Genomic DNA, 26,865 nt, shown 5'->3' on the forward strand with positions numbered 1-26,865 from the left:
TTCATTAGTTACCCTGCACCATGAGTGGCTCAATCTGAAACAGCCCCGGCGTGGCTGGATTGATCGTCACTTTTACAGCATGGATATTATCTTCCCCGAAGGTTTGTAGTCGAGTGAAATTGTCTAGATCTTTCTTACCCTTTCCGCCCTTTACGTACAGCGGCTTATCGACCAGAAAAACGTGCGAATCTCCATTGACCAGCAGCACTGGCTTTTTGAAGTCTACGGTCAGCGTCTGGAGCTTTTCTTTCAGGGCAATAAAGGCGTTCGCTTCCTTGGCGTCTTTTGCCGGATTGTACATATCGGCCTGCGTGAATAGCACCACCGCGATGTTGTTAGCTGCCTTCGCCTGAGAAAAAACTTCGTCCAGCCACGCCAGATTAGCCTTATTCCGGTCGTAGAATTCGGCATTGTTCCCCTTCGGATCGGGGTAAAAATTGTTGTTTGTTCCGACTATGTGGACGGTGGCAAACGCGACATTTCCGTGCTGCCAGCGGTTGTTTTCAACGTAGGTAGCAAACTCAGGATGTTTAGCCTGTGAGGTCAACGGTAATTTGGATTTCCCCAGACTGGCTTTCCCATCGAAAAACAGTTTCCGAATGGTGGCGAGTCGCTCGTCGATGTCGTATTTGCCAGGTGTGTGTTTGTTGCAATCCGTCCACTCATTATCACCAGGCGTATAAATCAGCGGCTTATCAAACTGGTTGAAATAGCCGTGAATCTTTTGATAATACGCATCCGAGCAATCATTCTCGCTCGACTTGATATCGCCGACGTGCACATTGAAGACCTGATTCTGTTTGTTCACATCCCGAATGAGGTTCTCGAAACGGCCATAATCTTCGGGAAGATTATAGGGCATATCGCCGAACGCAACAAAGCTAAAGGTCGGTTGTGCAGTGAGTTGTTGGGCTTGGGCAATAGCCCCAAATGCCATTAAGACACTAACTATCAGCAGGAAAGAAAATTTTATTTGTCTCATTGGTATAAAATGGGTCATTAACTAGATTGACTTACCGCAGCTTTACATCACGGCAAATGGTGCCAAACGTTTCGGCATTGAATGCTTTTAAGCTAACCGTTGATCCGTTCACCGAAATCAGGCCCAGTACAGGCGGTTCCGTGAAATACTGAAACTGCTTCATCCAGGGCGTTGCCAGCATCGCGTAGGGCGCCGAACCTCCTCCCCCATTGTTGATGTGATAAAACGTACGGCTCAATTTCAGTTTAGGCAGCGTGTAGCTTTCAGGATACATGGGTGTATCGGGCGTTACGTGCAGAAAAGCGAAGTTGTGTTCGTCGCCCGATAGGAAGGCCAGGAACTTTTTGCTCTTGTTGACACACAAATCCAGCAACTGATCTCTACGCTCCAGAATGCCCGTTTTCACCGGTGTTCCAGCCACTTTCGGCCGTTCAGCGTTGTTGCCTTCGTACCACATAGCCCCATTTGCATGATCGCCATTGGGAAATACGGCACTGTGGACATTGACAAAAATGTGGTCGATACTGGGGTCTTTCTCCAGTTTCTGCATGGTTTCGGTCAGCCACTTGAACTGTTCGTCCATGATATAGCCTTCCGGCGATCCGTCAACACCCGGATAATGCGACTTCCAGTACTCAGTATTCAGGACAATCATCCCCACATTGTCGTAGCTATAGTAGTATACATTTTCCTGGTACGTTGGAAAATCAACCTGCTTGTTATCAGGGTCGTAACTCGCGCCGTCTTCACTTGCTGGGCCGTTGGCTGGGTGCACAAACGCTCGAGCAAACGTGGCCTCCCCTGATTCGGTTTGATACGGGAACCGGTCGATCTTCGGGTTTTTCTTCGTCTCCGGGTCTGGCGCAAACGTCAGGTAATTCACTTCATGATCACCCATACCGGTATAAACCGGAATCTTGTGCCAGAATGGCTCCAAAGCTCGCTTCCAGTTCGTATACTCCATCAGGTGGCCATCTTCACTCGGATTGCCGCCCGTCGTTAGATCGCCCGTGGCCTGCATAAAAACGGCTCCATTGAGTAAAGCGGCTGCCATAATCGCCCGAGATGACTGGTAATTTGTCCCCCCGAAATCACGCTCTCCCCCACCCGACGTTGCCCGGTTTGCGCAGGCAAACGCGAACGTAAAAGGCTTTCGGCTACCCGAAGCAGGCGCTGTTCGAAAGGAATGTTGTTCGGCTCGCGACGCTAACGATATGCTATATACGTTATCCGTGGCAGGCCGCAAACCCGTGACTGTAATCTCGTGGTGAGTCGTTTCCTTCGAATCGCCGAACGTCTGGTTGCCGACCGAAATCGTCGTCTTTACCGGTACCTGCGTTTCATAGGAAATGACACAGCCCGTCGGTGTTAGGTTGTTGATAAATGGCCCTTCAATAACCGTCGGCACGACCGTGTAAGGCCCCTTCCCGGTAAACGCAACCCGACCTTCGTAAATAATTCGCCCGGCATTGTCGAGAACCCGGTAGCCAATAACGCCCTGGCCTTTCTCGCTTAGCTTAAAGAAATCGTTTACGGCTTTAACCGCACCTTTAATGTCCAGCAGGGCTTTTCCATCCTGAATGGCTACCGTACGGGGCAGGAACGCGATGGCAGGGTATTCAGCCTTTTCATTGTATGGCCCATAGGCCACGGTTCCAGTAAAACCCGGTTTGCTGAAATCAAGGAGAATACCAGTATCATTACCAACCGGGTTGCCTACCATCTGCGTCAATGAATAGGCATCTTTTTTATCCATATCAACCAGTTTCTGGCCGTTTCGGGTCAGGACTAACTGGCCCGTTTCGCTATAGTTGAGGCCGGATAAAACAGTGGGTATAACTGGCTTTTCAGACTGAGCCTGGGTTAGGAACGGGCAAAGCGTGGCCAGACAAGCCCCCAATAAGGCTTTATGAACGAAAGACAACATGTGTAGTTGGATGATTAGTTATTCGACCGATTACTGCTTCGGACTTGGCCCGTAAACATACACCCCGAACGTACCGGGTGCAGGTGTTTTACCATCGGCCTGATAATCGGCTCCGCTCAGGTAAATGCGGTGCGTTGTGCCTCGGTGAACCATTGTCTTCTGACCTGGTTTTGTTGTAAGCGTCTGAACAACAGAATATTTATCGGGTGAGTCCTGATGGATGATCGTGACATTACCCTCACCGTTTGAGGTCATGATCAGTTTCAGATCTTTCTCATAAACGACTGCATCGACACCGCCACCAATCGGTAAAGACTGGACGATTTTCCCGGTCGAAGCATCCATCACAACCAGTGCCTGTGGCTTACGGCATACTGAAAACAAGCGGTTCGTACTCGCATCGAAGGCTATTCCAGTCGGTACACCGCCATTGGGAGCCACAGAATACTTGTTTTTTACCTTAAGTGACTTCGTATCAATCTCGAAAATCTCGTTGGTATCTTCGTTGTTATTAAAAACGCTCCCCTTCTCATTCGCTACCGCAAACTCTGGTGCGCCACCCATTTCTACCGTTCCAACCACTTTGTCGGTTGTGGCGTCGATAGCCACTGCATCTCCACTGCCATTGTTAAACACAAAAATTCGCTTCGTACCCTTATCGTACATAACGGCATCTGCCTTCTTACCCGTAACCGAAATCGTTTGCAGGACTTTGAAGGTATTGTAATCGAACACCGTGATGGTGTTATCCGTACCGTTGGTGATGTAACCTTTATTCAGGTCTTTCGCCAGGCCGATACCATGAACGCCCTTCAGACCGGTGATCTCACCAATCTGTTTGTTCGTGTTTAAGTCAATGACGTGTACCCGATCAAAGTGCGATACGAAGAGTCGTTCGCGCTCGCCATCCATTTTCAGGTAATCCCATTTGCCATCGCCTGTGGGCAGGCTGATTTTCTCAATAAACGAATACGTAGGCGTTGTTTGCGCGAGAACTTGTACCTGGCTGGCTCCGACAAGGCAGGCAGCAATCGTAATTTTCTGGATAAAAGAGACCATAGGTTATGGAGTGAAAGGGAAACTAGTTTCGACCCTTTTCGCCAGCAAACTTATAGACTATTTCCAAGACACAACGATACAATAATTTAAATTAATCATTTGATAACAAGAGATTTACAATTAATTAATATTAATTATTTATAGAACAAAAGCCATAATCGATCGACTGCCTTTTGTGGCAGATCTAGCGGTTATGGCTGCGATATGATAGGGTTGATCAGTTTGTAAAATCTACACTAGTCGAACTAGTCCATAAACGACTAGTCCAAAGGAACAGAATGGGAAATCCTGATTTCATCATGACCACAAAAGTGATGGTCAATTTTGAAGCAAATCTGAAGTTTATGCAGATTTGGGGACCTTCTGTCCATAGTTCTAGCGATCCCACTATTAATCCTAAAACCAACTCCATTAAGGCCCAGGCTTGTTTCAAAAATTGGCCCTGTAGCCTTATTCTGCTTAATGAAGTGTGACTCTAAGCGAAAGCCCTACTTCAAAGTCTCTTCAGAATATCCCTGTTAGTTTGTAGCCGTTATCGTAATGGCTAGATTAAATTTTTACCGAATGACAACGAACCAGCTTCAACATCATATTCAGCATCGTTTCGGTCGACTCGCTACCCGTTACCCGGGCCTTGTGCATTGGTTGGCTGAACGTTTGACGACCGAACATTTTCGTGGCTTACCCTTTACAGTACTAGCCGGACTCCTGGTCGTTAATGTGATGGTACTCTCCGAAATTGCCGAAAATCTGGTCAACACCGAGCCAATGGTTCGCGTCGATCACGGCTTCACACAGTGGCTCTTTCGGGAGCGGAGTACATCGATCAGCCAATTGCTCTATGCATTAACCTGGCTGGGTTCTGCTTATGTAACGGTTGCTCTAACACTAGTTGGATCGCTGGTTTTGTACCGCCAAAAAAAGGGGCGCAACATTATAATCCTTTGGATTTTGATGGCTGGTGTCGGCCTGTTTGTGCAGGTTGGCAAACGAACGTTTATTCGGGCACGGCCTACAGAGGTGGCCTATTATACAGAATCAGGCTATTCTTTTCCCAGCGGTCATTCGGCCACGGCCATGACACTCTATGGACTACTCGGTTACTGGCTGGTTCGGGGACGGCGTCGGATTCGGAACCGATGGCTGGTGGGTCTTAGTGCCGTGGGGCTGATTTTAGTGGTTGGTTTCAGCCGGATTTACCTGGGTGTTCATTTTTTGAGCGACGTATTGGGCGGCTATCTGCTAGGCGCCTGCTGGCTAATCGTAGGCATTGTGCTCACCGAATGGCAGCGGACGAGTCATTCAGCCAATATTGGTTAGAATTTTCCAATTGATAGCAGGCTCACGAGGTTAAAAGTTTACTCCTCTCACCAGGAATTAACGAACGAAAGTGGCGAGTAAGAGCCTTTTCAGGACTTACTCGCCAAACGATCGGGTAGTGGTGTAGTTTATCTTAAAATGACTTTAGGATCGGGGCCGGCCACCACCACTAGGCGCAGCCTGTTGTTGCTGGTTATCATTACCACCACCTTCTCCTCCTTTCACATCGTCGTTGTTAATCGATTTCTTCTGTTTGGAGTCCACAAACTTCATCTTGCCAAGTTTATAGGTGAAGGTCAACCGTACACCCGCGTTGTAAAAACTACTGATACTCGATTGACTCAGAATGGACGAGTTCGACTCAGATCGGACCGTAAACGGGTGATTGAAAAAGTTCTCGGCTACTAAGCCAATACTGCCTTTTTTCTGAGCGATGTCTTTCTTGAAGCCCAGGTTATAGAAGGCAAACGAACCCTGGTAGCCCTGCAACTGAATGCGTCGGCCCATCATACCACCTCCACCCTGGAGTCCCCAGCCGTTGCCGATCGTGTAGTTACCAAATAGTCGGCCCCCTAATACCCAGCCCGTATTTGACGCGGAATAAATTGGATTGGCATTGTTATTAGTCAGATTTACGTGCATCAGGTCCAAGCCGCCATTAAGTTGTAGTTTCGACGACAGGTTGATGTTGCCAAACAAGTTTAGCCCGTAAGTATCTTCGTAACCTACATTCTGGTAGGTCGTGCGAATGGCCGTCTGCGCTACATTGTTCACCAGCACCGTTGCCGTATCACGCACGCTGGTGATCTCATTGTTGGTGCGTCGGGCAAACAGAGCAGCCGTCAGGTAAACCGATTTGATGGGCATCGACAGGCTCAACTCGACGTTGTCGGTCAGTTCGGGTGAAAGATAGGGATTACCCTGGCTGATATTGGTGGGATTGGATGTGTTGATGTTGGGATTCAGGAACTGGATGCCCGGCCGCTGAATCCGGCGATTATAGGCCAGCTTCAGCATTTTATTGCCTTTCAGCGATTTCGAGATATTGATACTTGGCACCAGATTCCCGTAGTTGGCCAGCGAAATAGGCGTACCCGTCTGCTCAGAACCAAACCGGGCGTTCAAGATCGTATATTCATAGCGAGCTCCGGCTTTAAGGGTGTATTTCTTGGGCAGCGATGCTGTTAATGAGGCATATGCGCCTACGATATCCTGCTCATAGTTCAAGGAATTGTTTGATCGGGTATTGTCCACTGCGTAGTCGCCGGTTGCGCCCTGGGCCAGGTAGTACGTATAGTCACTGTTTACCTGACGCATAATCCCTTTGCCACCAAATTCCAGAAGTTGCTTCTGCCCGATAGGTGTCTGGTAATCAATCTGAAGCGTTGACTCCCGATTGGTACTAGGATTATCGTTACGCTGCCGCGAGAGAATCGTTTGCATATCGGTTGTGCTCAGCAAGTCGGCAGTGAAGTTGTTTTGCCGGTTATTTTGACTGAAGAGACCTAGAATGCTCAGTTCCTGTTGCGGCTTGTAGGTTTTGGTATAGGTTACGTTGGCATCGATGGTCCCATTGATGTCATTGGTAACCACATTGCGGTCATTGAGCAAGGGCACAGTAACACCAGGTAGATAGGTGGTGGTCAACAAGCCATTCTGGGTTGCGTTGCCGTTTCTGGCTCCATACCGTACGCTGGCCGTCAGCGATGTATTCTTGTCAATCGTGTAATCCCAGCCTAACTGATAGTTACCAAATAGCCGTTCGGTGAGTGTACTGGCATTCTGAATGGTAGTCTGATCACCGGCAGCCGTTTTCGTTGTCTGCGTATTCTGAAACTCGCCTTTCACGTTGTATTCAGCCCGACCAAAGCCACTCAGAGAGAAACCCATTTTACCGGTGCGATAGTTGGCATTCAGGCCAAGCATTGAGCCCCGGTTGCCTAACCCACTGTTTACATCGAGCGTCAGACCCTGCAACGTTGTCTTCTTGGTCACGATATTGATAATCCCACCCGACCCTTCGGCATCATACTTGGCCGAAGGGCTGGTGATGACTTCCACGCTCTTGATCATATCGGCCGGAATTTGTTTCAGGGCGTCGGCTACACTGGCTGCTACGATGGTACTGGGTTTGTTGTTGATCAGCACCTGAATGTTACTACTGCCACGCAAGGTAAGGTTACCGTCGAGATCGACTGTCAGCATCGGTACCTTCCGCATTACATCAGAGGCATCGCCCCCTCGGGTAGTCACGTCTTTTTCGGCATTATACACCAGACGATCTACTTTCTCTTCAAACATCGCAGCCTGCCCAGTCACGGTGGCTTCGGCGAGCGTCTGGACATCGGGAGGCAGGTTCACCACACCCACGTTAATGTCAGACCCTTTTACAATCGTGATCGGGGCTGATGTGCGATTTTTGTAGCCGATAAAGGAATACTGGAGTTTATAGGTACCGGATGCCAATCGGGTGAGTGCGAACCGCCCTTTATCATCGGCCGTCGTGCCGTCAATGGGCTTTTTGGTCTGCACATTGATCAGCGCAATCGTTGCATATTCGACGGGCTTACTAGTCGTCGAGTCCATCAGTATACCCGCAATTTTACCATTTCCCTTGGGCTTGGTATCGGTATCTGTTCCAGGGATAAATGTTTTTTCCTGTTTCTGACCAAACCCATCATTGCCCGGCCCGCCGGGTCGACCGCCAGGGCCACCGGGACCAAACTGTGCAAAAGCCGTACTGGTAACAAAGAACAAAAGGACTATATTTTTCATGGGATTCATCCGCCGTGGCAGGTTATTTTAATGACAGAGCAAAATTGTCAGACAGACCCAGCGTCGGAAAATGAATCTTGCCGAATGGCTGATTTAAGGGGGTGGATCGAATATTTGGAGGGACAGAGCTACGCAAGTGACCTTACAGCATAAGTTTTCCAACTATACTGACTGGCAAGGGGGATTTGATTATACAGTACGAGTACAAACCCCGACCCGATTGCGGTCGGGGTTTGTACTCGGTATCGTTCGCCAGAAAAACGGGTAAATGTTTCAGGCTAGTTTCAGTAAATGAATTACATCATCCTGATAACCAACACAATACATTCTTTTTATTGATTTTTCGCCAAAACTAGTGAATTTTAAGGGCGTAAAGCGGCCCGGTTACTAAACGAATTGGCAAACGCTTCCCGTTATTTCGTTAGAGACTTACAAAACGGCTTTATCTCGTTATGAATACAATCCGACTTCTGCTGGTATGTACCGCGCTGTTGATTACACTAACCCATTGCAAAAAAGATGATGGGGCCACTCCTACTGAAGCCTCACAAACTGATTTGCTGGTTGCCAACAACTGGCGTACCGTTCAGGTATCGACTCCAGATGGTCAGGCTATCAATAAAAGCCGCCTGAATTTGGCCACTCAGGTATTGTATGATCTGAACATGCAGTTTCGTAACGACGGAACTGTTCGCGCTCTCGACCCGAAACAATCCAATTCGGTCGTTAACGGCGGCACCTGGAAGTTAGCTACCGACAACCAATCGATCGACGTAGATGTATCGGGCTTCAAAGGCAACTTCCCAATTATTCAACTGACCAAGAATAAACTTATCCTCCGTCAGCGCGCCCCTGTCGATGGCAAAGACTCCGATATCAATCTGGAGTTCGATCCTACTTTATGAGTAGTATGATTTTTTCATACTTATAGCATACGCTATTCTTCCCCCAATCAGCACTTGCTCCAGAACCTACTTTGGAGCAAATCGAGTTGCTGTGTTTTTTCCTTTCGTAGCCGCTGAATAGCCCAGCCTACTCCAAGATGCTGGACATTTTGGAGTAGGCTGGGCTATTTCTGTTACTATACACTCAACTAACGTCTAATAGCCGGAAATCTCGAAATATGAGAACATGCCTATCTTTAATTATAATATTCTCTATAAATAGATATTTATTGGTATAAATTTTGCTACTATAAGTTTACTATAGGGTATAATCCCTGCATCAGTTTGTGTGTCGACAAACCTATTTTGTAGCTACACTAGCCTGGTGAAACGGCTCTAGAGCGGTCTTTAGGCAAGAATTCTCTTGTCGGAAGGCTAAACCTGGGAAATTTTGCGCCTATTATGATTTCCTACCGTAAACGACTACTGGCTTATTTTAACATTCTGGCTCTGATCAGCCTACCAAGCCGTCGGGATATTGCTTTAGCCTATTTGTGTGGGATTGCTTTATGGACAATTGGCTGCGTATCGTCCAGGCAAGTCGTCTATTTTCAGGATAATTCCGGAACAACAGGTAGTGTCCCAATTGCCGAAGCTTACACACCTCGTATTAAGCCGGGCGATGTACTCTCGATTCAAGTGAGTAGCCTTAACCCCGAAGCAAGTGTCTTCTTCAACCCGTATACGCTTCCAACGGCAACTGGGCGCATACAACAAACGAATACGAACGGGCTACCCGAAATGGCAGGCTATCTGGTAGCAGCAACGGGTGACATTGAGCTGCCCTTAGTGGGCAATCTGACCGTTGGCAATCTGACTGTAAGTGAGTGCAATGCATTGATCAGGCAAAAACTAACGCCCTTTTTAAAAGAGCCAACAGTTAACGTACGCAACCAGAATTTTCGCATTTCGGTGCTGGGCGAAGTAACGCGACCTGCCTTATTCACGATCCCCAATGATCAGATTACCTTGATTGAAGCGCTTAGTTTAGCGGGCGATGCAACCATCTATGGCCGACGGGACAATGTGCTGGTGATTCGGGAAGAAAGTGGCAAAAAAACATTCTCCCGAGTTGATCTAACCCAGCGTAATTTATTCCGATCTCCTTATTACTATCTGCATCCTAATGACATTGTTTATGTCGAGCCAGGTAAGGCACGCGTCGCAAATGCCGACCGCTTTTATCTGGTTGTCCCGACCATATTGAGCGCCCTGTCATTTGTTGCCATCCTACTCACCCGTAATTAATCCATACTCACCCGTTATGTCTACTTCATCCAACTATTCATACGTACCCTACCAGGTGATGGATGCAGATAGCACCTTTCGCACAACGCTGCTTCGCTATGTCCGTCACTGGTATTGGTTCCTGATTGCCCTCGGTCTAATGCTGATGGCCGCCTATTTCTATCTACAGTTTAAGCAACCAATCTATCTGAGTCAAAGCAGTTTATTAATCAAAGATGAAAAAAAGGGCCTCGACTCCGACAATATCCTGAAGGATCTGGAAATTTTCGCCCCTAAAAAAATAGTCGAAAACGAGATCGAAGTGTTCAAATCACACACCTTGATGAATCAGGTGGTGAAAGAACTTGGGCTCGATGTAACGTATTTCCACAACACCCAATACGGTCGGCGGGAGGTGTTTCAGCAATCTCCCCTCCGACTTATCATTGAGCAACCCACCAGTGCTTTGTATCAGGACAAGCCTTTTACGGTCGAGTTCATCAATGCGAATACTATTAAGGTCGCTGATAAGCTGTACTTACTCAATACCAGCGTCCAGACACCCATGGGGCGCCTGCGCTTCTTTCCCCGCCAGACAGTATCGGCCAGCACCGAGCCGTTGTTCATACAAGTAGCGCCACGCAGCCAGACCGCTAATGCCTATTTACGGGTGCTAAAAGCTGAACCTACGAGCAAAGCATCGACAGTCATTATGCTCTCGATTGAGACCGGAGTACCTGATAAAGGCGAAGCCATTTTAAATCGACTGATCGATTTGTACACCAAAGCTTCGGTGCTCGATAAGAATCGAGTGGCATCAAATACACTGAATTTTATTGATGATCGATTACAGCTAGTATCAGGCGAATTACAAACCGTTGAGAAAGGCGTTGAAAATTATAAATCCTCGGAAGGCATTACCGATCTGGGCGTACAGGCTAAAGGCTTTCTGGAAAGTGCTCAACAAAACGATACGGAACTGAGTCAGGTCAATATTCAATTGCAGGCCCTGAACGACATTCAAAAGTATGTGTATAGTCAACCCGAACACCGCAGCGGCACACCCGCAACGCTCGGTTTAAGTGACCCTACCTTACTTGGGCTTTTCGAAATGTTCACGAAACTGGAAGCCCAGCAAGATCAATTAATGCGGACAACTTCGGAGCAGAATCCACTCCTGCAAACCGTTAATAGCCAGCTCCGTACCACCAAGTCCAATATCTCCGAGAATATTGAGTCAATGCGTGAAATTTTGTCCGGAACCCGGCAGCAATTTATGGCCAACAACCGGAAAATAGAGGGTGTTATCCGAACGATCCCGGCCAAAGAACGTATTCTGCTGAACATTACCCGGCAACAGGCCATTAAAAATGATTTATATACCTACCTGCTGAGAAAACGGGAGGAAACCGCCGTTTCATACGCGTCGGCTATATCAGATTCCCGCGTCATTGATGCCGCTCTTACGGATGCAAAGCCCATAAAACCCAATCAATCCTTACTCTATCTACTGTTTGGGCTGGCAGGCTTGGCGCTCCCTGCCATCTTCTTAGGCGTATACGATCTGGTCAATAACCGCGTTATGCACCGATCTGACGTAGAAGAAGGCACTCACGTTCCTATTCTGGGTGAGATCGTCAAGAAAAAGCAGTCGGAAGCACTCGTCGTTGCCAACCGAAGCAATAGCGTTATTGCTGAACAGATTCGAATGTTGAGGACAAACCTCAACTATCTGCGTAGTAGCCAGGAAAGCAGTCAGGTACTCTTATTCACCTCTAGCATTGAGGGCGAAGGGAAGTCCTTTATCTCATTAAATCTCGGTGCTAGTCTGGCATTAGTGGGTATGCGTACTGTGATTCTGGAAATGGATCTGCGTAAGCCCCGGCTTCGCCAATCGCTGAATATGCCCGATGGACCTGGACTGAGTGACTACCTCTCCGGCGAAATAGCCTTAGCACAGATTGTCACGCCAATACCTGACAAAACAAATTACTTCATTATCACCAGTGGAGCGCTCCCCCCTAATCCATCTGAGATACTAACTGGGGCCCGGCTACAGCAGCTTATACTTGACTTAAAAAAACACTTTGATTACGTCCTGATCGATGCCCCACCTATTGGCTTAGTGACTGATGCCCAACTTATTGCGAAGCATGCCGATGCAACACTTTACATCGTTCGGCATGATGTAACGCCAAAGAACTGCCTGAAAATGCTAGAGTCGCTATACCGGGAGAAACGTTTCAACAAACTTAATGTCATACTCAATGCTGTACAGAACGACGCATCCAGCTATTATAGTTATGGTGGTTACAAAAGCGAAGCGTATCAGACCAAAGAAGTGCTGAAAAAGAAGACATTTCTCAGTCGGTTCAACCTTACTTAATTCTGGTATCTTATGGTTTCCGAGGCAATCAAAACCCAGGGGATTGAGAAACGAAAAGCCCAGCTCATTGCAGCCTATTCAATAGGTTATCCAGCCAAACGAGTAGTTGATCTGGTTGTGAGTAGTCTGATCATCGTCTTTTTTCTAAGCTGGATGATTCCGCTTATCGGGATCGCTATTATCCTTACCTCACCGGGGCCTATGATTTTTGTACAACTTCGGTCGGGTCGAAACGGTCGGCAATTTCGGTGTTTAAAATTTCGAACGATGTATACATCGGGTCAGGGCGTTTTTCTGCCAGCTACTAAAAATGATCCCCGGGTTACGCCCCTGGGGCGGCTATTACGCCGGACAAACCTGGATGAACTACCACAGTTTCTGAACGTACTGTTGGGCGATATGAGTCTGGTAGGTCCCCGTCCTCATCCACTCGATTTAGATGCAGAGCACTGGTTCACTCTCCCAAACTATCCCCTCCGATACGGCATTCGTCCCGGTATTACGGGTCTGGCGCAGGTTAACGGCTGCCGGGGCAGCATCAGTTATAATTTGATGATGAAACACCGGGTTCGCTACGACCTGCTATACATCCGGAAGGCATCTTTTGTGCTTGATATCTACCTATGTCTTCGAACAATTAGAGCGATGTTCACCAACAACACGGACGCCTACTAACATTCACTAACCTATCCTGCTTGTGGTTAAATTTATTAATCTAAAACGCATTGATGCCCGAAGTCTGATCGTCTATCGAAACGTAATCGAGTCGATTTTCCTGAAAGGTGCAGGCGTGGTGATTGGTTTCCTGACTGTTACACTCACGGTTCAGTATATCAGTGTCAAAGATTTTGGTATCTGGATGACCATTACCTTTCTGACTAGCTGGTTCAGCTTAGTCGATGTAAGTTTTGGTAACGGGTTAAGAAACAGCTTAGTGCTGTTTTTTGATACGGGAGATCATGAGCAGGCCAAAAAGTACGTCAGTACACTGTATTTTCTTTCGGGTGCGTTTGCGCTGGTACTTTGTGTCATTTTTGGAGCCATTCATTTTTTTCTGGACTGGACAACCCTCCTCAATATTGATAGCGACCAGCCTGCGCTCATTAATACCATCATTACGTATACACTTATCAGTTTCAGCCTACAACTCCTGCTGAAACCAATCACGTCGATTTTGCTGGCCAATCAGCGAGCGGCAGCCGTAGCCTGGATTTTACTAATCGTCAACACGGCGGTAATCGCTCTGATTTATTTCGCGTCAATCTTCCTGAACGAATCGTTATTAGTCATTGCCCACATCTACAATCTGGTACCCGTGCTGGTATTTGGGGGAGCCTCTGTCTATTTTTTTCGTACTGATTATACTCGTTTAGCCCCTGGCTTAAGCTATATAGACGTTTCGTTAATCCGGAAATTAGTGACGATCAGTGGTCAGTTTTTCTTTCTTCAACTCGTCAGTATCATTGTATTTACGTCTGGCGGGCTTTTCATTTCCTATTATCTGGGTTCAGATAGCGTAGCCCCTTATAGTATTGCCAACAAATACTTTAGTGTTTTACCGTTCATTTATGGCATCTTCATTACACCGTACTGGTCAGCTTTTACTGATGCCTACATCAAACAGGATATCGTCTGGATTCAGTCTACAATCCGGCGGCTCAATCTAATCTGTGCTTCCATGGCAGGGCTGGCTTTATTGATGCTGGCCGTGGCCCAGCCACTATTTTCTCTCTGGATAGGGTCGAAGATTCAGATCCCGACCAGCCTTTCTGGTTGGTTGACGGCCTATGTCATCAGTTTTATTTTCCTGAGCAATTACAATTATTTCATCAACGGAGTGGGGCAGATCAAAAAACTTGTCCAGACATCCTTGATCGGTATTGTGCTCTACTTCCCCTTCAATTATGTCCTTTTTCATTTTACTGATGCTGGCCCAGCCAGTGTAGTTATTGCCGGTACACTCTGGAATTGTTTTTTGCTGGTCGTGTGTATAAGCCAATACCGTCAGATCATGAACTCATTGAGCCATAAAACCGAGAATTATGCTCTTCAGGATTAGCAGACTTGTCTACAGAACGGTTCGGTTTGTGAAACGACGGATTTGGCAGGCAGTCCAGCGGCTGATAACTCATCTGTATTTTTACCTGAATGGAGTGCATTATGGCAAAGGAATGAGAAGCTATGGCGTTCCGGTTATCGACATTATGGATGGCAGCCAAATGGTTGTAGGCGAGTCTTTTGTGTTGATCAACGGCATGAATTATAACAACCGGATTGGCAGGCAACAACCCTGTTTTTTCATTGCGAATCTGGGGGGTAAAATTCGTATTGGCGATCATGTGGGTATGAGTGCCACGGCTCTGATATGCCATGAGTCAATCACGATTGGCAACAATGTGACCATAGGCGGCAACACGGTCATTTATGATACAGACTTTCATAGTCTGGATGCGAATCAGCGGGCAGGTTATGCCGACAATGCGCTGGCGGCCACGGCTCCCGTACGTATTGAAGATGGTGCTTTTATAGGTGCTCACGTTACGATACTCAAAGGGGTGACCGTCGGCCATCATGCAGTCATAGGCGCCGGTTCGGTAGTAACAAAGAGCGTTCCGGCCAATCAGATTTGGGCGGGCAATCCAGCACGGTTTGTTAAAGAGTTATCAACGGACGCAGGATCATGAAAAAATATCTGCTGATCATCGTTTGTTGCCTGGTTGCGCAACTTACTCCCCTAGTCTATCGGGCGGTGTTCAACTACAACGAGTATTTTATCTATCCCTCCTTACTGAGCCATACGCTCTTAATCGTACCCATCTTCATCCTATTTCATCTTAAGAATCGCTTTACCAAAGCTTTTTTGACATTCTGGATGCTGTGGCTTTACCTGGGCGAATTTAAAATATTGAATTACTACGCCATCAATCCTTATTACATCTCTATGGATGAAGGCTGTATCATTTACAATATCTTCCTGATTGCCATGAGTGTTGGCATGCTCATTCATGATACAAACTACGTATTCCCAACGAGAACAGAGGAGGGACAGGAAAAAGGCTATTTACTCTACCACGATTTGACCTGGTTTGAATACCCACTCCTCCTTTTTCCGCTCATCTGGTTTGTCGATTTCATTCGAAATGTCGGTTTTATACCCATCTTTTCCGGTAGTGATGTTACCGAAAAAATGTACCATATCAATTATGGCTACGTATATAATTTCGGTTTCTTCAACTGCGTTTCAGCAGTTTTGCTATACGAACGCTTTCTAAAGAGTAGCCGAAAACCAGAAAAGATAGTCTGGCTTTTGATGACGATCCTGGCCATTCTGATTACGTCGATTGACAGTAAGCGTTTGTTCCTGCTGATCTCGATTAGCGCCATCTTTTTCTATGAGAAGATCATGGCGGGCAAGTTTACCATCAACCTGCGATCTGTAATCATGATCCTTGTCGCAGCAGTACTTTATGTTAGCTTACAAAACCTCCGATTGGGTAGTAGTTCAGCCTCTCAATTTGCCAGAGAAGGACTTCCAATGGGTGTTGAGTTTCGGGAATATATTCGAGCCGTAAACGAGTTTAAACCAGGTGAAATTCCAGGGTATGATCTGACTGCGAGTACACTGGCCAATCTGATTAATTCAGCCATTCTGAACGTTGCGGATATCAATAAAGCGGACCTGGTTACAAAGGATAGTGCGATGACGTTTATGACCCTCTTTGACCCAGACAATACAATGGGGATTCGTACGGGCCTGATTTCAGAGCTGTACTTCGCCTATGATTTCTACGGACTGATCATTATGCTTGTGTTCGGGTATATGGTCAGTTATGTTGCCTATGCCATGCTAGCGACCCAAATGAAATCCAATATGATCCTGCTCACCATTATTTTTTCGTTGCTGATGCTGACTGTGTTTGGACAAAGCTCGGTTACCGCTGGCTCGTTATGCGTATTATTTTATTTGCATCTCGTCATTCGGTGGGCCAGACCCTCCCGCTATACAAACGGCGTCGATTTTTTAGGTTTATGAAAAAGCTATCCATCATTACAATAAATTATAACAACGCACAGGGGTTAAGGAAAACCATAGAGAGCGTTGTCAGCCAAGAAAATCCTGATTACGAATATATTGTGATAGATGGTAACTCAACTGATGACAGTGTAGTTGTCATCGAACAATATGCTGACCAGATAACGTACTGGGCATCAGAGTCTAACAGAGGCATTTATGGCAACATGAACCAGGGCATTCAAGAGGCAACAGGAGAATATTGTTTATTCTTGAACTCCGGCGATTGGCTGGTACCGGGCGCGCTAAACAGGATATTACCCCTTTGTAAAAATTTTGATATTTTTTACTGCAATACGTATCTAAGCTACACTATAACCAGGACAAAAGAATTGCGTTACCCCAAAGAATTAACGCTTTTTAGTTTTTACAAAAGGAACATTAACCATCAATCCACGTTGATAAAAACCAGTCTTTTTGACACATATGGTTTGTACAATGAGAAAAACAGGGTTCACTCCGATTATGAATTTTGGATTAAAGCCATAATAATGGGTAACTGTTCATGTAAGCATTTAGACGATTTTTTGGCTTACTATGATATGAATGGCATTAGTTCGAAGCCAAATCCGTCATCACAAGCTGAATTGTTGAAAATTCTGAATACGTATGTTCCACCAAGAATTTTAGCTGATTACCAATATTGGCTAGGAGACAACAAGGTGAGTAAAGTAATACATTGGCTTAAATCTAAAGAAATTTGGTAGTGGCTACCATCACCATTAACCAGTTTCGGACATGAAGGAGTTGTCGAAAAACCTAATCCACTCTCTTTGTCGATAACTCCGCTATGAAACAGAGAATCAAGGCATTCATCAAACAGCGCCCAATACTACTGAAACTAGCCTTAGTCATTCAGACAGGGTCGTTGTTAAAGCCAACACTAACGAAAAAGATTCGGGGGAAACAAAACAAGATCACTGTTGATGGATCGGCTTTTTGTGTGAACTGTGTGGCCGATATTATCGGTCGGTATAATACCATCATTATTGAAGAAGGAGCCCGGCTCAACGGAGTCACGTTCTACATTAGGGGCAATTCAAATCGCATTTTTATCGCTAAACAGGCTCAGTTCAAACGAGGGGGCAGTCTCTGGGTTGAAGATGAACGGTGCGAAATTCGCATTGGGGAACGCACCGAGATCGAAGATGCGCATATTGCCGTTACGGAACCCGGCTCTACCATCCAGATTGGAAAAGACTGCTTACTCGCCTATGATATTGATGTACGGACAGGTGACTCTCACTCCATTCTGGATGCGGTGACCCAACAGCGAATCAACTACGCCAACGATGTGATCATTGACGATCACGTCTGGATTGCAGCTCATTGCAGCATACTGAAAGGCGTGCATATCCGAAACGATTCAATCGTAGCCACGCGGTCGGTCGTGACAAAATCATTCGATCAGGAAGGAGTTATTATTGGTGGTAATCCTGCAAAAATTCTGAGAGAACACATAACCTGGAATCGTGACCGTATTTACGAACCATCAGCCCAGGTTTAGAGCAAATAGCTACCAACAGGCTCCACTCGATTTAATTCATTATAAAGACGAATGATGGCCTGGTAGGACGCTTCCTTTGAATAACGCTTGTATTCCTGGCGACTAGTTTGCGCATACAACTCAAGCTGCTCAGGTTGCTGACTCAGACGGTCAATTACTCGATTCAGATCGTCGCTATTGCCGGTTTTAAATAATAAACCTGTCTTCCCATCCACTACAATCTGATTCAGGTTATCCTGATCGGAGCAGATAATAGGTGTACCGGTTGCAAATGCTTCCAGAATAACCGTTGGTAGCCCCTCATACCATACCGACGGTACAATAAGTGCACGGCAGGTTTTCAGCGCTTCAAGCACTGTAGACCGATCCTGCCAGCCCGTAAACTCCACATGTGGCAACGTAGCGGCTACGCGACTTACGTCCTCATTCAAAGGACCATCACCAATGATTTTCAGCCTGAATACTTTTTTCTGGGCCGCTTCCAGCAGCGTACTAATCCCTTTTTCGGGTGATAGCCGACCAATAAACAGAAAATAATCCTGCCGTTGCCGGGGATCTGCATAGCCTACATCTGGAACAAAATTCGGTTTAACCACCACCTGGGAAGGCGAAAGACGGAGTGACGACGATAGAATTTTCTGGCGGGCAAAATCCGTTAAAACAACAAATCGATCAACGCTACGCCAGATGCCCGTTAGTTTATGAAGCAACGTAATAAAGCTTAGCTGCGCCGATTGTAGGTGTGACTGGCGGAAACAGGCATGGCGAATACCTGCTAAGGGAACTAGTTGTGACAGGCAGGTTTCGCAGGGTATCTTCCCTTCGCGCATGAGCAGGCCATTCACGCATACCAAACGGTAATTATGAACGGTCATGACTACGGGCACACCGCGTTGCTTAGCCGCCCGAATGACAGCCGCCGTAGCGGTGTAGAACAGATTGTGAATGTGAACGACATCGGGTCGAAATCGGTCAATTGCCTGCTTAACACGGTTGGCCGATTTTGTATTATATAGTGATCGGGTAGCTGCACCCAGCTTGCTCAACGCCGTTCCATCGAAGCTTTCGTTGGTGAATGTAATCGTTTCGACAGCTAGTCCATGTTCACGCAAGAGGTCGGCTTCCTGTTGAAAAACAGTGTCCTCTCCCCCCGCCTGCTGGTAATAATTATGGATGAGCAATACGCGTATGGTCATTGCTTCCTTCCTGACATCAGATAGGTTTTCAGCTTGTTCCAGGCCCGCACTGATTTACTAAACTTTCGCCGAAACCGTCGGGCGTACTCAGGATGAACGGACACCTCTTCTGGTAAATGAAATCGCCGAAACGAACTCCGATCCAGCACTGTTTTGTATCGATTATAGACAACCTCAGTGGTCGAATCCACGGAATCGATGCCTATATTGATTGTCTTGGAAACCGTTGGATACACCGTTACGCCACCCTCTTTGAACTCACTATAGCACAGGCGAATATCCCAGGCGTCAATTTCCTTCGTTTTGGCTCGCGTCAACATCCGAACCCGGTCCTGACCATCTTCGTTGAACGCCTGACACGCAGATTCATCGGTTATAAACGTATCAAAATCGGATAGTTCCCAATCCACTCGCTGCCAGCGGTCGGCCCATATCCCCCAGCCCCAGGCGCAGGTTCGTCCGAAGAAATACACATCGGACTGATAGCCCTCGGGACGCGGAAACGGGAACGTATACCCACCGATCGAGAAGACTTTCGGCGTTTCGGCGTACTGTTCCAGGCACTGGTTCATATAATTCAGGAAGTTTGGGCTGGTTACGATGTCGTCTTCCAGCACAATGACCGACGGATGGGTTTGCAGAACAGTAGTAACGCCCTCAATGATCGAATTAGCGCAGCCCTTATTCGTTTCCCGATATACCCGATGAATCGTTCGAAATCCCGTCAGTTTATCCAGAACAGCCCGTACGGCTTCCACTTTAGCCACTTCATCGACTTGCTGGGGCCGGGGTCCATCGACAAAAACATACAGATCGCTTTCTTCAGCTAAGTAGTTGGCCTGTAGGGCTGTAAGTGTTTGTTCAAGTTCGTTGGCGCGTTTGAAGGCAAATAAAACAATGGGAACAGGCATGCAGATGTATGGTGTATGATATAGGATGTATTAGTTTCCAGTTTGACGCAATTGACGAATCCATTGCCTGGTGAGGTAGAAAACAAACAGTGAGTTCGTGATAAAATACCGCGAGAATAGACGGCGTGGCTCCTGAACGAAGCGATACAACCACTCCAGACCAGCGAGTTGCATCCAGCGTGGCGCTCGTTTTTGTATCCCCACCGTTACGGGCAATGCCCCTCCTACGCCGAGCAACACAGCCGGAATTCGGTTCGACAGGGCGGCCATCCATTTTTCCTGCTTTGGGCAGCCCAGCGCCACGAAAACCAGACCCGCTCCCGACGACCTGATACGGTCAATTACTTCGGCTTCTTCGCTGGGCGTGAGCGGTCGAAAAGGCGGAGCGTACATGCCCGCAATAGTCAGATCAGGGTGATGACGATGGCAAAAACTGGCGCAGGTGTTGAGTACCTCTGCCGTCGAACCATAGAAATAGACAGGTATTTCATGCTGGGCGGCTTCCTGAAGTAGTGTAGGCAGCACATCGAGCCCCGTAATACGTTCCTGACGAATCCCATATAGTAAACGGAGTGCCCAGGCCAGAGGTACTCCATCGGCGGTTGTCCAGGTAGCAACATTGACCATGCTGGCAAAGGCCGGGTCATGAACGGCTTCAACAACCATATGTGCGTTAGCAAAACACGCATAACCAGACTGGCGTTGCTGAGCAGTTTGTATTATCTCCCGTATAAATTGACGGTAGGCTATGAGCACCAACTCCAGACTAATAACTGTCTTCCGACCAGCCTGCGACGGTAATAACGTGGACTCAGTAGAGAGCGACATAGCGAAACCCGAATGATCGTCGGGTATTAATAGACGAAAAATCAGGAAGAAGTAACATTGACGAGATCAGGGAAATGTCAACAATATGCTTAACTCGTTAGGAAGCCTGGACTTCTTGACCCTTCCCAAACGAGTTTGCTGTACATTTACAACCGGATGCGTTTACCATCTGACATCGCTTGTGTCTTTCCCATCAATGAATATAGCCAATCAAGTACTAAGTCAATTGCGTGCGCTCGTCAGGAATCAGCCCGCTTCTCCGCCCCTGCAACCCACCTGTTATTGGCAAACGGATATTCACTCGCATTTGCTACCGGGCGTCGATGATGGTGTAACCAGTCTGGAAGACGCACTCACCTGCCTGAAGCAGCTATCGGCCTGGGGTATTCAACGGGTTATTACCACCCCCCACGTTAGTCAGGACTGGCACCCAAATACACAGGCCAGTCTGCTCGCTGGTCAGACAATGCTGCGAGATGTAGTAGCTGAGCACCAGATTCCCATTACAATCGATGTTGCTGCCGAGTACTTACTCGACGATTTATTCCTGGATCTGCTCCGCGCCGATCAGCTTTTGAGTTTCGGTCAGCAGAAGTACGTACTCTTTGAGACCGGCTGGGCGGCAGCTCCACGGTTCGTAAACGAAATAATTTTTCACTTACTGGCCCAGGGCTACCAGCCACTGCTGGCGCACCCTGAACGCTATACGTATTACCATACCGACCTGAAACCGCTGGCTGAATTGCGCAAGGCGGGTTGTCTGTTTCAACTAAACTGGGGCTCGATGACAGGACGATATGGCCGTCGGGTACAGGCGCAGGCGCATCGTTTGTTAACGAACAAATGGGTCGATTTTATGGGGTCGGATATGCATCGTACTGCCGACCTAGACTTGTTTGGCAAACTAATTACTTCGGCCGACTATCAACTTCTGCAACAGCAACCCCTTCGCAATCAGGAGCTCACAACTACATAAGGTCAGCTATAGACCGTTTACTTCTATACTGTATGAATTCGCTACGTTTTGAAACTGAACCCGGATTTTTTATAACAGCCGACGCCTGGGGTGACCCAGCGAATCCGCCCGTACTACTGCTGCATGGTGGTGGGCAAACGAGGCATTCCTGGGGCGACACGGCCCGATGGCTAGCCGATGCTGGCTGGTACGCAATTGCGCTTGATGCTCGTGGACACGGTGACAGCGATTGGTCGCCAGAAGGCCATTATACGATCGATTACCTGGCCAGTGATCTCCGCGCCGTAATTGCTCAACTTGATCAGAAACCAGCTCTTGTAGGAGCTTCCATGGGTGGCATGACAGCCCTGATTGCGGAAGGAGAACGGTTGCCTGGTACTGAATCCATTTGCACAGCCATTGTATTGGTAGACATTGCGCCCAGAACCGAGCAAAAAGGCATTGAGCGAATTTTTGCCTTTATGAGTAACAATCAGGACGGTTTTGCCAGTTTAAACGAAGCCGCCGAAGCTGTTGCGGCCTATCTCCCTCATCGGTCGCGCCCATCCGATAATAGCCGCCTGGAAAAGAATCTACGCTTACGAAAAAGCCCTGACGGCGAGTTGCGCTATTACTGGCACTGGGACCCGACCATGCTGGCCGTCTGGCGACAAACAACTGATCCTTCCAGGCAGATTCAAAATGAAGAACGGTTATATAAGGCTGCTCAGGCACTCATAATACCCACACTCATTGTACGCGGAGGTATCAGTGATGTGGTCAGCGAAAAAGTCATGGCCGAATTTCTGGATGCCGTGCCGCACGTACACAGTGTGAGCGTTGCCAACGCTGGCCACATGGTTGCCGGAGATTCAAATCATGCCTTTACGAAGGCGGTGATTGAGTTTTTAACTAGCGAAAGAACGAAAGAGTGAAAGAGCGATGTATCTTGCTCAACCACTTTTTCACTCCTGCGCTCATTCACTCTTTCGCTCTTTCACCTTTTATGCAAAAAAACAACCCCCGTATCCTTACTGCCTGGACATTTTACGATTGGGCCAACTCGGTTCACTCGCTCGTCATTGTCTCCAGTATTTTCCCGGTTTATTTCTCGGCGACAGCGTTGAATGAAACCGGTGGCCCGATCATCAATTTTCTGGGGCTCTCCATCAAAAACTCGGTCTTGTTTTCGTATACCATTTCGGCGGCTTTTCTGTTTACGGCCATGCTGTCGCCCATTTGCACTGCCATTGCCGATTATAGTGGTAAGAAGAAAACATTTATGAAAGTGTTCTGCTATACGGGAGCTATCAGCTGTAGCCTGCTGTATTTCTTCACGCAGGAAACAACCACCTTCGCTATTATCTGCTTCTGGCTCAGCCTGATTGGCTGGAGTGGCAGTATTGTCTTCTATAATTCGTACTTGCCCGACATTGCTACTGAAGATCAGTATGATCGCGTGAGTGCACGTGGATTTTCGATGGGCTATTTAGGCAGCGTTCTGCTCATGGTCTTTAATCTGCTGGTGATTCTGAAACGCGAGTGGTTCGGTAATATCTCCGAAGCAATGGCCTCCCGAATTGCGTTTCTAACCGTTGGTCTGTGGTGGATTGGATTCGCTCAAATCCCCTTTAGCCGACTGCCAGACGGATTGAAAAAGGCAGGAGAACGAAGTGGTAATTACCTGCTGAATGGCTTCAAGGAGTTGCGTCATGTGTGGACCAATTTACAGGAACGTCCGCTGGCCAAGCGCTTTCTGGTTTCCTTTTTCGTGTACAATATGGCGGTTCAAACCGTTATGTACGTGGCAACTATCTTCGGAAGTGACGAGTTAAAATTACCCGGTCAGAGCCTGATTATCACGATTCTATTGATTCAGTTAGTGGCGATTCCGGGTGCCTACGGATTCTCCCGTCTGTCGGAACGGCTTGGGAATACCCATGCCCTAATGGTGGCCGTGTTGATCTGGATTGGGGTTTGTACTGCCGCCTATTTTGTGCAAACGGAATCCCAGTTTTTTATCCTGGCGGCCGTGGTTGGTCTTGTTATGGGTGGCATTCAATCACTTTCCCGCTCAACGTATTCCAAGCTTATTCCGGCCACTACGGACACCGCTTCGTATTTCAGCTTCTACGACGTGACCGAAAAAACGTCCATCGTTTTTGGTACTTTGGTGTACGGTCTGATTGAACAACTCACCGGTAGTATGCGCAACAGCATACTGGCTCTGCTTGTGCTGTTTGTCATTGGATTTGTGCTTTTATGGCGCATTCCTTCGCAAAAAGTTTATCACAGCCATTTGGAAACAGAGGAAGTTTTGTAAGTTTGTGGCCCGGTTAGCAATAGCCAGCCGGTTTCAAAGGAGGTTAGCTCAGTTGGTTCAGAGCGCTGCTTTGACAGAGCAGAGGTCAGCGGTTCGAGCCCGCTACTTCCTACTAAATTTTAAAAATCCCTCAAATCTGGCTGATTTGAGGGATTTTTATCTTTTACGTGTGTGTGAAGTGTATCAATAACGCTTCTTCAAGTGTATGTAATTAATACTTCTTACCTGCAAGGTGCCAGCACCAAATTTATTTTAAACGATGATCTAACCTAAAACGCCCGGTCAATAGCTTGACCGGGCGTTTTAGTTACTACCTATACACCATCAATGGTAGGGATCAGGTGTCTTTTCTACTCAGTTACTGGTTGTCGTATAGGGGGTGTAGTTTAGGTGAGGCCCGAAACTACCACTAATTTTTCTGTCAACTAGCTACCTTTTAATAAACTCAAAAACCCAGCCCTATGCTAGGTTTTCAATCACCTTCAATGTCGCCGGATCAATCGTCACCTCCCGGTCAAAATCCTGCATAGCCTCATCTGCTCGGATGTATTCGGGCCAGCCGGTGCGGAAATTATACTGCTCAATGCTGTCGCGTTTGGCATACTGGGGCATAATTTCCGAATAAACTAGCCCCTCATTTGTGATTACGTAAAAATTACCGGATTTGCCCACAAACGCCTGGGGGTAGTTGGTTTTTGCCATTATTCAAAGATATAAGAGCCATGGTACTATATAGCAGCCTGGCTTCACAATATATGCGTTTGGACTGTCGATGCCTTTAGGCTACTAAGCAAACTTGTCTGAAAATCCCTGATTTCTCATAAAACTTAAAGTGTTTTTTAATATATCTAATAGATTTTTCATTGAAGGTTCTAGTGCGTTAGGATTAGTTGTATTATCATTCCTTCGAATTGGTTCGTCGCTAACTAAGTCATAATTATTCTCATATAAACTTCGTGTGCCATCATATTTAATATCTTTATTCCATTTTAACTTTAAGAAAACATTTTTATTGAAGATGATTGTCTGGGGGTATAAGATGTATTGCGCTTGATTAAATTGATAATCTGCATCTTTATGAAAGGAAACTGTAAGCAATTCCTTATTATTAAAATTCTCTATCAACAGTTGTAACGGAGCTAATACCTTTATTGCAGAATATTTGTCTCTAATGGCGTAATTAGCGCCGTTTGCATTATAAGATAAAAGCGAATCAAATAAAGTATCAAAGCCTCCAAATATGACAATTAATATTTTGATTATTTTTAAATATTCGAAATCATTAGATTCAATATAAAATTCACTACCTGAATAACCTTTCACTTCTTCTGATGGACGCATATTTGGGTTATGCCTTACAACAAGAGTATAATCTTTTGTGGTACCATTTACTATAACGAAATTGTTCACCACAGGCGCAAAGCGGTGCTTAATAATACTGCGTAACGTTTTTCCATTATTTACAAAATAAACTAAATATTCGCTCAGTAATTTTTTGCCATCCTCGCTTAAAACAGAGCTTATTGCCTCCGACTGGCAATACATAGCAATGGCTTGTGTATTGGAAAATGAGAAAACATCCCTGGAGTAGAACTTTTCAATATAGCCTGTGAAGTCAACCAAAGGGCCATACTTATGCGTGAAAATATGTTGGATATTGTTGTAATCGCAGACCAAGATAATCTTATCGAAACCAAATTTGTTTTGCCCATTGGCAAAGTCCTGATGGACACTAAGGATGTTTAAAATCCTGAAAATGTGTTCTGGATCAAGCCGGTCTAGATCATCAATAACTAATATGGATTGTTTCCCATCACTAGAACGATCAATACCTTTGCGAATCATCTGAGACAAAAGGTCGTCTTCAAATATTGACCCTTTAATATCCTTTGAGCTTTCTAAATATTTTTGTAAACCACTGGCTATAGTATCAAGATGCTGATCAAGCTCTTTTTTATGCTTCTGATAACTCTCATAAGTGGTTAACAAGGAATTCCCAATTTTACCCACCTTACCTACTACGCCAGAAATCGGCTCTTTTAAACCAAGCGCTTCAATTGGAGCTTCCTCTAAGACACTGAAAAGTAATTTAAATATATCTTTTGGGTTGTTAATAAAGTATTGATAGGCATATAAGTCTACTTCATATTTTACCTTAATTTCATTTTTTATTTCATCTTGCTCTAATAGTTGATAAGCAAGGTCATACTTAATATATTCAAAAATATCTTCATTCTGGCTGACAATATATTTAATTGGAGATAGCCAGAAAGTTCTAGCCGATTCTTTAATTGATTCAAAATATTTTCCTAGAAAATAGGTTTTACCACTGCCAAAAGGTGCAGAAAATAGAATACGTTGATTTCCTTCACTGTTAAAATGATTATTAAATGCCTCAAAGGGCCGGTCAATGTTAATTTCTGTCATGATTAACGATTGGTATGGATTATTTA

21 protein-coding genes, 1 tRNA gene and 1 pseudogene are annotated in these 26,865 nt (G+C 46.4%); 14 read left to right on the forward strand and 9 right to left on the reverse strand.

The window, feature by feature from the left end; genetic code table 11:
• Positions 1 to 4: 4 nt before the first annotated feature.
• The 3 genes from GO755_RS42330 to GO755_RS26935 are packed head-to-tail and all read right to left on the reverse strand — an operon-like array spanning position 5 to position 3,968.
• Positions 5 to 982, reverse strand: coding sequence for a metallophosphoesterase (locus GO755_RS42330; RefSeq protein WP_262887029.1), 978 nt, complete (start codon positions 980 to 982; stop codon positions 5 to 7).
• A gap of 31 nt (positions 983 to 1,013) precedes the next feature.
• A complete protein-coding gene (locus GO755_RS26930; RefSeq protein WP_157588414.1) occupies positions 1,014 to 2,909 on the reverse strand; it encodes a metallophosphoesterase family protein in 1,896 nt (631 codons plus the stop codon).
• A gap of 30 nt (positions 2,910 to 2,939) precedes the next feature.
• Positions 2,940 to 3,968: a YncE family protein gene (locus tag GO755_RS26935; protein WP_157588415.1), complete on the reverse strand. Its 1,029-nt coding sequence runs from the start codon at positions 3,966 to 3,968 to the stop codon at positions 2,940 to 2,942.
• Positions 3,969 to 4,532: 564 nt separating this feature from the next.
• Here GO755_RS26935 and GO755_RS26940 point away from each other — a divergent pair.
• Entirely contained in the window at positions 4,533 to 5,288 is a 756-nt protein-coding gene (locus GO755_RS26940; protein ID WP_157588416.1) for a phosphatase PAP2 family protein, read from the forward strand.
• A gap of 144 nt (positions 5,289 to 5,432) precedes the next feature.
• On the opposite strand, the gene GO755_RS26945 is transcribed toward GO755_RS26940, so the two are convergent.
• Positions 5,433 to 8,063 (reverse strand): TonB-dependent receptor domain-containing protein, encoded by a 2,631-nt coding sequence (locus GO755_RS26945; protein WP_157588417.1) that lies wholly within the window; start codon positions 8,061 to 8,063, stop codon positions 5,433 to 5,435.
• Positions 8,064 to 8,515: 452 nt separating this feature from the next.
• Here GO755_RS26945 and GO755_RS26950 point away from each other — a divergent pair, with 452 nt between their 5' ends.
• The 9 genes from GO755_RS26950 to GO755_RS26990 all read left to right on the forward strand — a co-directional run bounded on the left by GO755_RS26950 (position 8,516) and on the right by GO755_RS26990 (position 18,199).
• Positions 8,516 to 8,968: a hypothetical protein gene (locus GO755_RS26950; protein WP_157588418.1), complete on the forward strand. Its 453-nt coding sequence runs from the start codon at positions 8,516 to 8,518 to the stop codon at positions 8,966 to 8,968.
• A gap of 441 nt (positions 8,969 to 9,409) precedes the next feature.
• On the forward strand, positions 9,410 to 10,255 hold the full coding sequence (locus GO755_RS26955) for a polysaccharide biosynthesis/export family protein (protein WP_157588419.1): 846 nt from the start codon (positions 9,410 to 9,412) through the stop codon (positions 10,253 to 10,255).
• Between the two features lie 16 nt (positions 10,256 to 10,271).
• Complete coding sequence (locus GO755_RS26960) at positions 10,272 to 12,620, forward strand: GumC family protein (protein ID WP_157588420.1); 2,349 nt, start codon at positions 10,272 to 10,274, stop codon at positions 12,618 to 12,620.
• Between the two features lie 12 nt (positions 12,621 to 12,632).
• Positions 12,633 to 13,295, forward strand: a complete 663-nt coding sequence (locus GO755_RS26965; RefSeq protein ID WP_157588421.1) for a sugar transferase — start codon at positions 12,633 to 12,635, stop codon at positions 13,293 to 13,295.
• A gap of 22 nt (positions 13,296 to 13,317) precedes the next feature.
• Positions 13,318 to 14,679, forward strand: a complete 1,362-nt coding sequence (locus tag GO755_RS26970; protein ID WP_198174941.1) for an oligosaccharide flippase family protein — start codon at positions 13,318 to 13,320, stop codon at positions 14,677 to 14,679.
• A gap of 28 nt (positions 14,680 to 14,707) precedes the next feature.
• Positions 14,708 to 15,304, forward strand: coding sequence for an acyltransferase (locus tag GO755_RS26975; protein WP_317165966.1), 597 nt, complete (start codon positions 14,708 to 14,710; stop codon positions 15,302 to 15,304).
• Complete coding sequence (locus tag GO755_RS26980; protein ID WP_157588424.1) at positions 15,301 to 16,653, forward strand: hypothetical protein; 1,353 nt, start codon at positions 15,301 to 15,303, stop codon at positions 16,651 to 16,653. Before GO755_RS26975 ends, GO755_RS26980 begins: the two co-directional genes overlap by 4 nt.
• Positions 16,650 to 17,399 (forward strand): glycosyltransferase family 2 protein, encoded by a 750-nt coding sequence (locus GO755_RS26985; RefSeq protein ID WP_198174942.1) that lies wholly within the window; start codon positions 16,650 to 16,652, stop codon positions 17,397 to 17,399. Before GO755_RS26980 ends, GO755_RS26985 begins: the two co-directional genes overlap by 4 nt.
• Positions 17,400 to 17,482: 83 nt before the next feature.
• Positions 17,483 to 18,199: an acyltransferase gene (locus tag GO755_RS26990; RefSeq protein ID WP_157588426.1), complete on the forward strand. Its 717-nt coding sequence runs from the start codon at positions 17,483 to 17,485 to the stop codon at positions 18,197 to 18,199.
• Here GO755_RS26990 and GO755_RS26995 read toward each other — a convergent pair.
• The 3 genes from GO755_RS26995 to GO755_RS27005 are packed head-to-tail and all read right to left on the reverse strand — an operon-like array spanning position 18,196 to position 21,134.
• Complete coding sequence (locus GO755_RS26995) at positions 18,196 to 19,395, reverse strand: glycosyltransferase family 4 protein (protein WP_157588427.1); 1,200 nt, start codon at positions 19,393 to 19,395, stop codon at positions 18,196 to 18,198. The two genes, GO755_RS26990 and GO755_RS26995, sit on opposite strands and share 4 nt — an antisense overlap.
• A complete protein-coding gene (locus GO755_RS27000) occupies positions 19,392 to 20,306 on the reverse strand; it encodes a glycosyltransferase family protein (protein WP_157588428.1) in 915 nt (304 codons plus the stop codon). The genes GO755_RS26995 and GO755_RS27000 overlap by 4 nt, the downstream gene beginning before the upstream one ends.
• A gap of 30 nt (positions 20,307 to 20,336) precedes the next feature.
• Entirely contained in the window at positions 20,337 to 21,134 is a 798-nt protein-coding gene (locus GO755_RS27005; RefSeq protein WP_157588429.1) for a WecB/TagA/CpsF family glycosyltransferase, read from the reverse strand.
• A 196-nt stretch (positions 21,135 to 21,330) separates the two neighbouring features.
• On the opposite strand from GO755_RS27005, the pseudogene GO755_RS41575 reads away from it, so the two are divergent.
• The 4 genes and pseudogenes from GO755_RS41575 to GO755_RS27025 all read left to right on the forward strand — a co-directional run.
• Positions 21,331 to 22,005 (forward strand): annotated as a pseudogene (locus tag GO755_RS41575) (tyrosine-protein phosphatase); the annotation flags it as partial.
• Positions 21,978 to 23,024 (forward strand): alpha/beta fold hydrolase, encoded by a 1,047-nt coding sequence (locus GO755_RS27015; RefSeq protein ID WP_157588430.1) that lies wholly within the window; start codon positions 21,978 to 21,980, stop codon positions 23,022 to 23,024. The pseudogene GO755_RS41575 and the gene GO755_RS27015, both read left to right, overlap by 28 nt.
• Positions 23,025 to 23,095: 71 nt before the next feature.
• Complete coding sequence (locus GO755_RS27020) at positions 23,096 to 24,412, forward strand: MFS transporter (protein ID WP_157588431.1); 1,317 nt, start codon at positions 23,096 to 23,098, stop codon at positions 24,410 to 24,412.
• Positions 24,413 to 24,449: 37 nt separating this feature from the next.
• A tRNA-Val gene (locus GO755_RS27025) sits at positions 24,450 to 24,524 on the forward strand.
• Positions 24,525 to 24,871: 347 nt separating this feature from the next.
• On the opposite strand, the gene GO755_RS27030 is transcribed toward GO755_RS27025, so the two are convergent.
• Together GO755_RS27030 and GO755_RS27035 are read right to left on the reverse strand one after the other, a co-directional pair.
• Entirely contained in the window at positions 24,872 to 25,114 is a 243-nt protein-coding gene (locus GO755_RS27030; protein ID WP_157588432.1) for a hypothetical protein, read from the reverse strand.
• Positions 25,115 to 25,198: 84 nt separating this feature from the next.
• Entirely contained in the window at positions 25,199 to 26,839 is a 1,641-nt protein-coding gene (locus tag GO755_RS27035) for a P-loop NTPase fold protein (protein WP_157588433.1), read from the reverse strand.
• Positions 26,840 to 26,865 lie beyond the last annotated feature (26 nt).

The organism is Spirosoma arboris, from assembly GCF_009754945.1.
GTDB lineage: Bacteria > Bacteroidota > Bacteroidia > Cytophagales > Spirosomataceae > Spirosoma > Spirosoma arboris.

Excerpts from the sequence above, each read along its gene's own strand:
- GO755_RS26995 (WP_157588427.1), bottom strand. The coding sequence starts at position 19,395 with ATGACCATACGCGTATTGCTCATCCATAATTATTACCAGCAGGCGGGG.
- GO755_RS27035 (WP_157588433.1), bottom strand. The coding sequence starts at position 26,839 with ATGACAGAAATTAACATTGACCGGCCCTTTGAGGCATTTAATAATCAT.
- GO755_RS26930 (WP_157588414.1), bottom strand. The coding sequence starts at position 2,909 with ATGTTGTCTTTCGTTCATAAAGCCTTATTGGGGGCTTGTCTGGCCACG.
- GO755_RS26985 (WP_198174942.1), top strand. The coding sequence starts at position 16,650 with ATGAAAAAGCTATCCATCATTACAATAAATTATAACAACGCACAGGGG.
- GO755_RS26965 (WP_157588421.1), top strand. The coding sequence starts at position 12,633 with ATGGTTTCCGAGGCAATCAAAACCCAGGGGATTGAGAAACGAAAAGCC.
- GO755_RS27020 (WP_157588431.1), top strand. The coding sequence starts at position 23,096 with ATGCAAAAAAACAACCCCCGTATCCTTACTGCCTGGACATTTTACGAT.
- GO755_RS26945 (WP_157588417.1), bottom strand. The coding sequence starts at position 8,063 with ATGAAAAATATAGTCCTTTTGTTCTTTGTTACCAGTACGGCTTTTGCA.
- GO755_RS27030 (WP_157588432.1), bottom strand. The coding sequence starts at position 25,114 with ATGGCAAAAACCAACTACCCCCAGGCGTTTGTGGGCAAATCCGGTAAT.
- GO755_RS26950 (WP_157588418.1), top strand. The coding sequence starts at position 8,516 with ATGAATACAATCCGACTTCTGCTGGTATGTACCGCGCTGTTGATTACA.
- GO755_RS26940 (WP_157588416.1), top strand. The coding sequence starts at position 4,533 with ATGACAACGAACCAGCTTCAACATCATATTCAGCATCGTTTCGGTCGA.
- GO755_RS27005 (WP_157588429.1), bottom strand. The coding sequence starts at position 21,134 with ATGTCGCTCTCTACTGAGTCCACGTTATTACCGTCGCAGGCTGGTCGG.
- GO755_RS26990 (WP_157588426.1), top strand. The coding sequence starts at position 17,483 with ATGAAACAGAGAATCAAGGCATTCATCAAACAGCGCCCAATACTACTG.
- GO755_RS42330 (WP_262887029.1), bottom strand. The coding sequence starts at position 982 with ATGAGACAAATAAAATTTTCTTTCCTGCTGATAGTTAGTGTCTTAATG.
- GO755_RS26960 (WP_157588420.1), top strand. The coding sequence starts at position 10,272 with ATGTCTACTTCATCCAACTATTCATACGTACCCTACCAGGTGATGGAT.
- GO755_RS27015 (WP_157588430.1), top strand. The coding sequence starts at position 21,978 with ATGGGTCGATTTTATGGGGTCGGATATGCATCGTACTGCCGACCTAGA.
- GO755_RS26935 (WP_157588415.1), bottom strand. The coding sequence starts at position 3,968 with ATGGTCTCTTTTATCCAGAAAATTACGATTGCTGCCTGCCTTGTCGGA.
- GO755_RS26980 (WP_157588424.1), top strand. The coding sequence starts at position 15,301 with ATGAAAAAATATCTGCTGATCATCGTTTGTTGCCTGGTTGCGCAACTT.
- GO755_RS26955 (WP_157588419.1), top strand. The coding sequence starts at position 9,410 with ATGATTTCCTACCGTAAACGACTACTGGCTTATTTTAACATTCTGGCT.
- GO755_RS27000 (WP_157588428.1), bottom strand. The coding sequence starts at position 20,306 with ATGCCTGTTCCCATTGTTTTATTTGCCTTCAAACGCGCCAACGAACTT.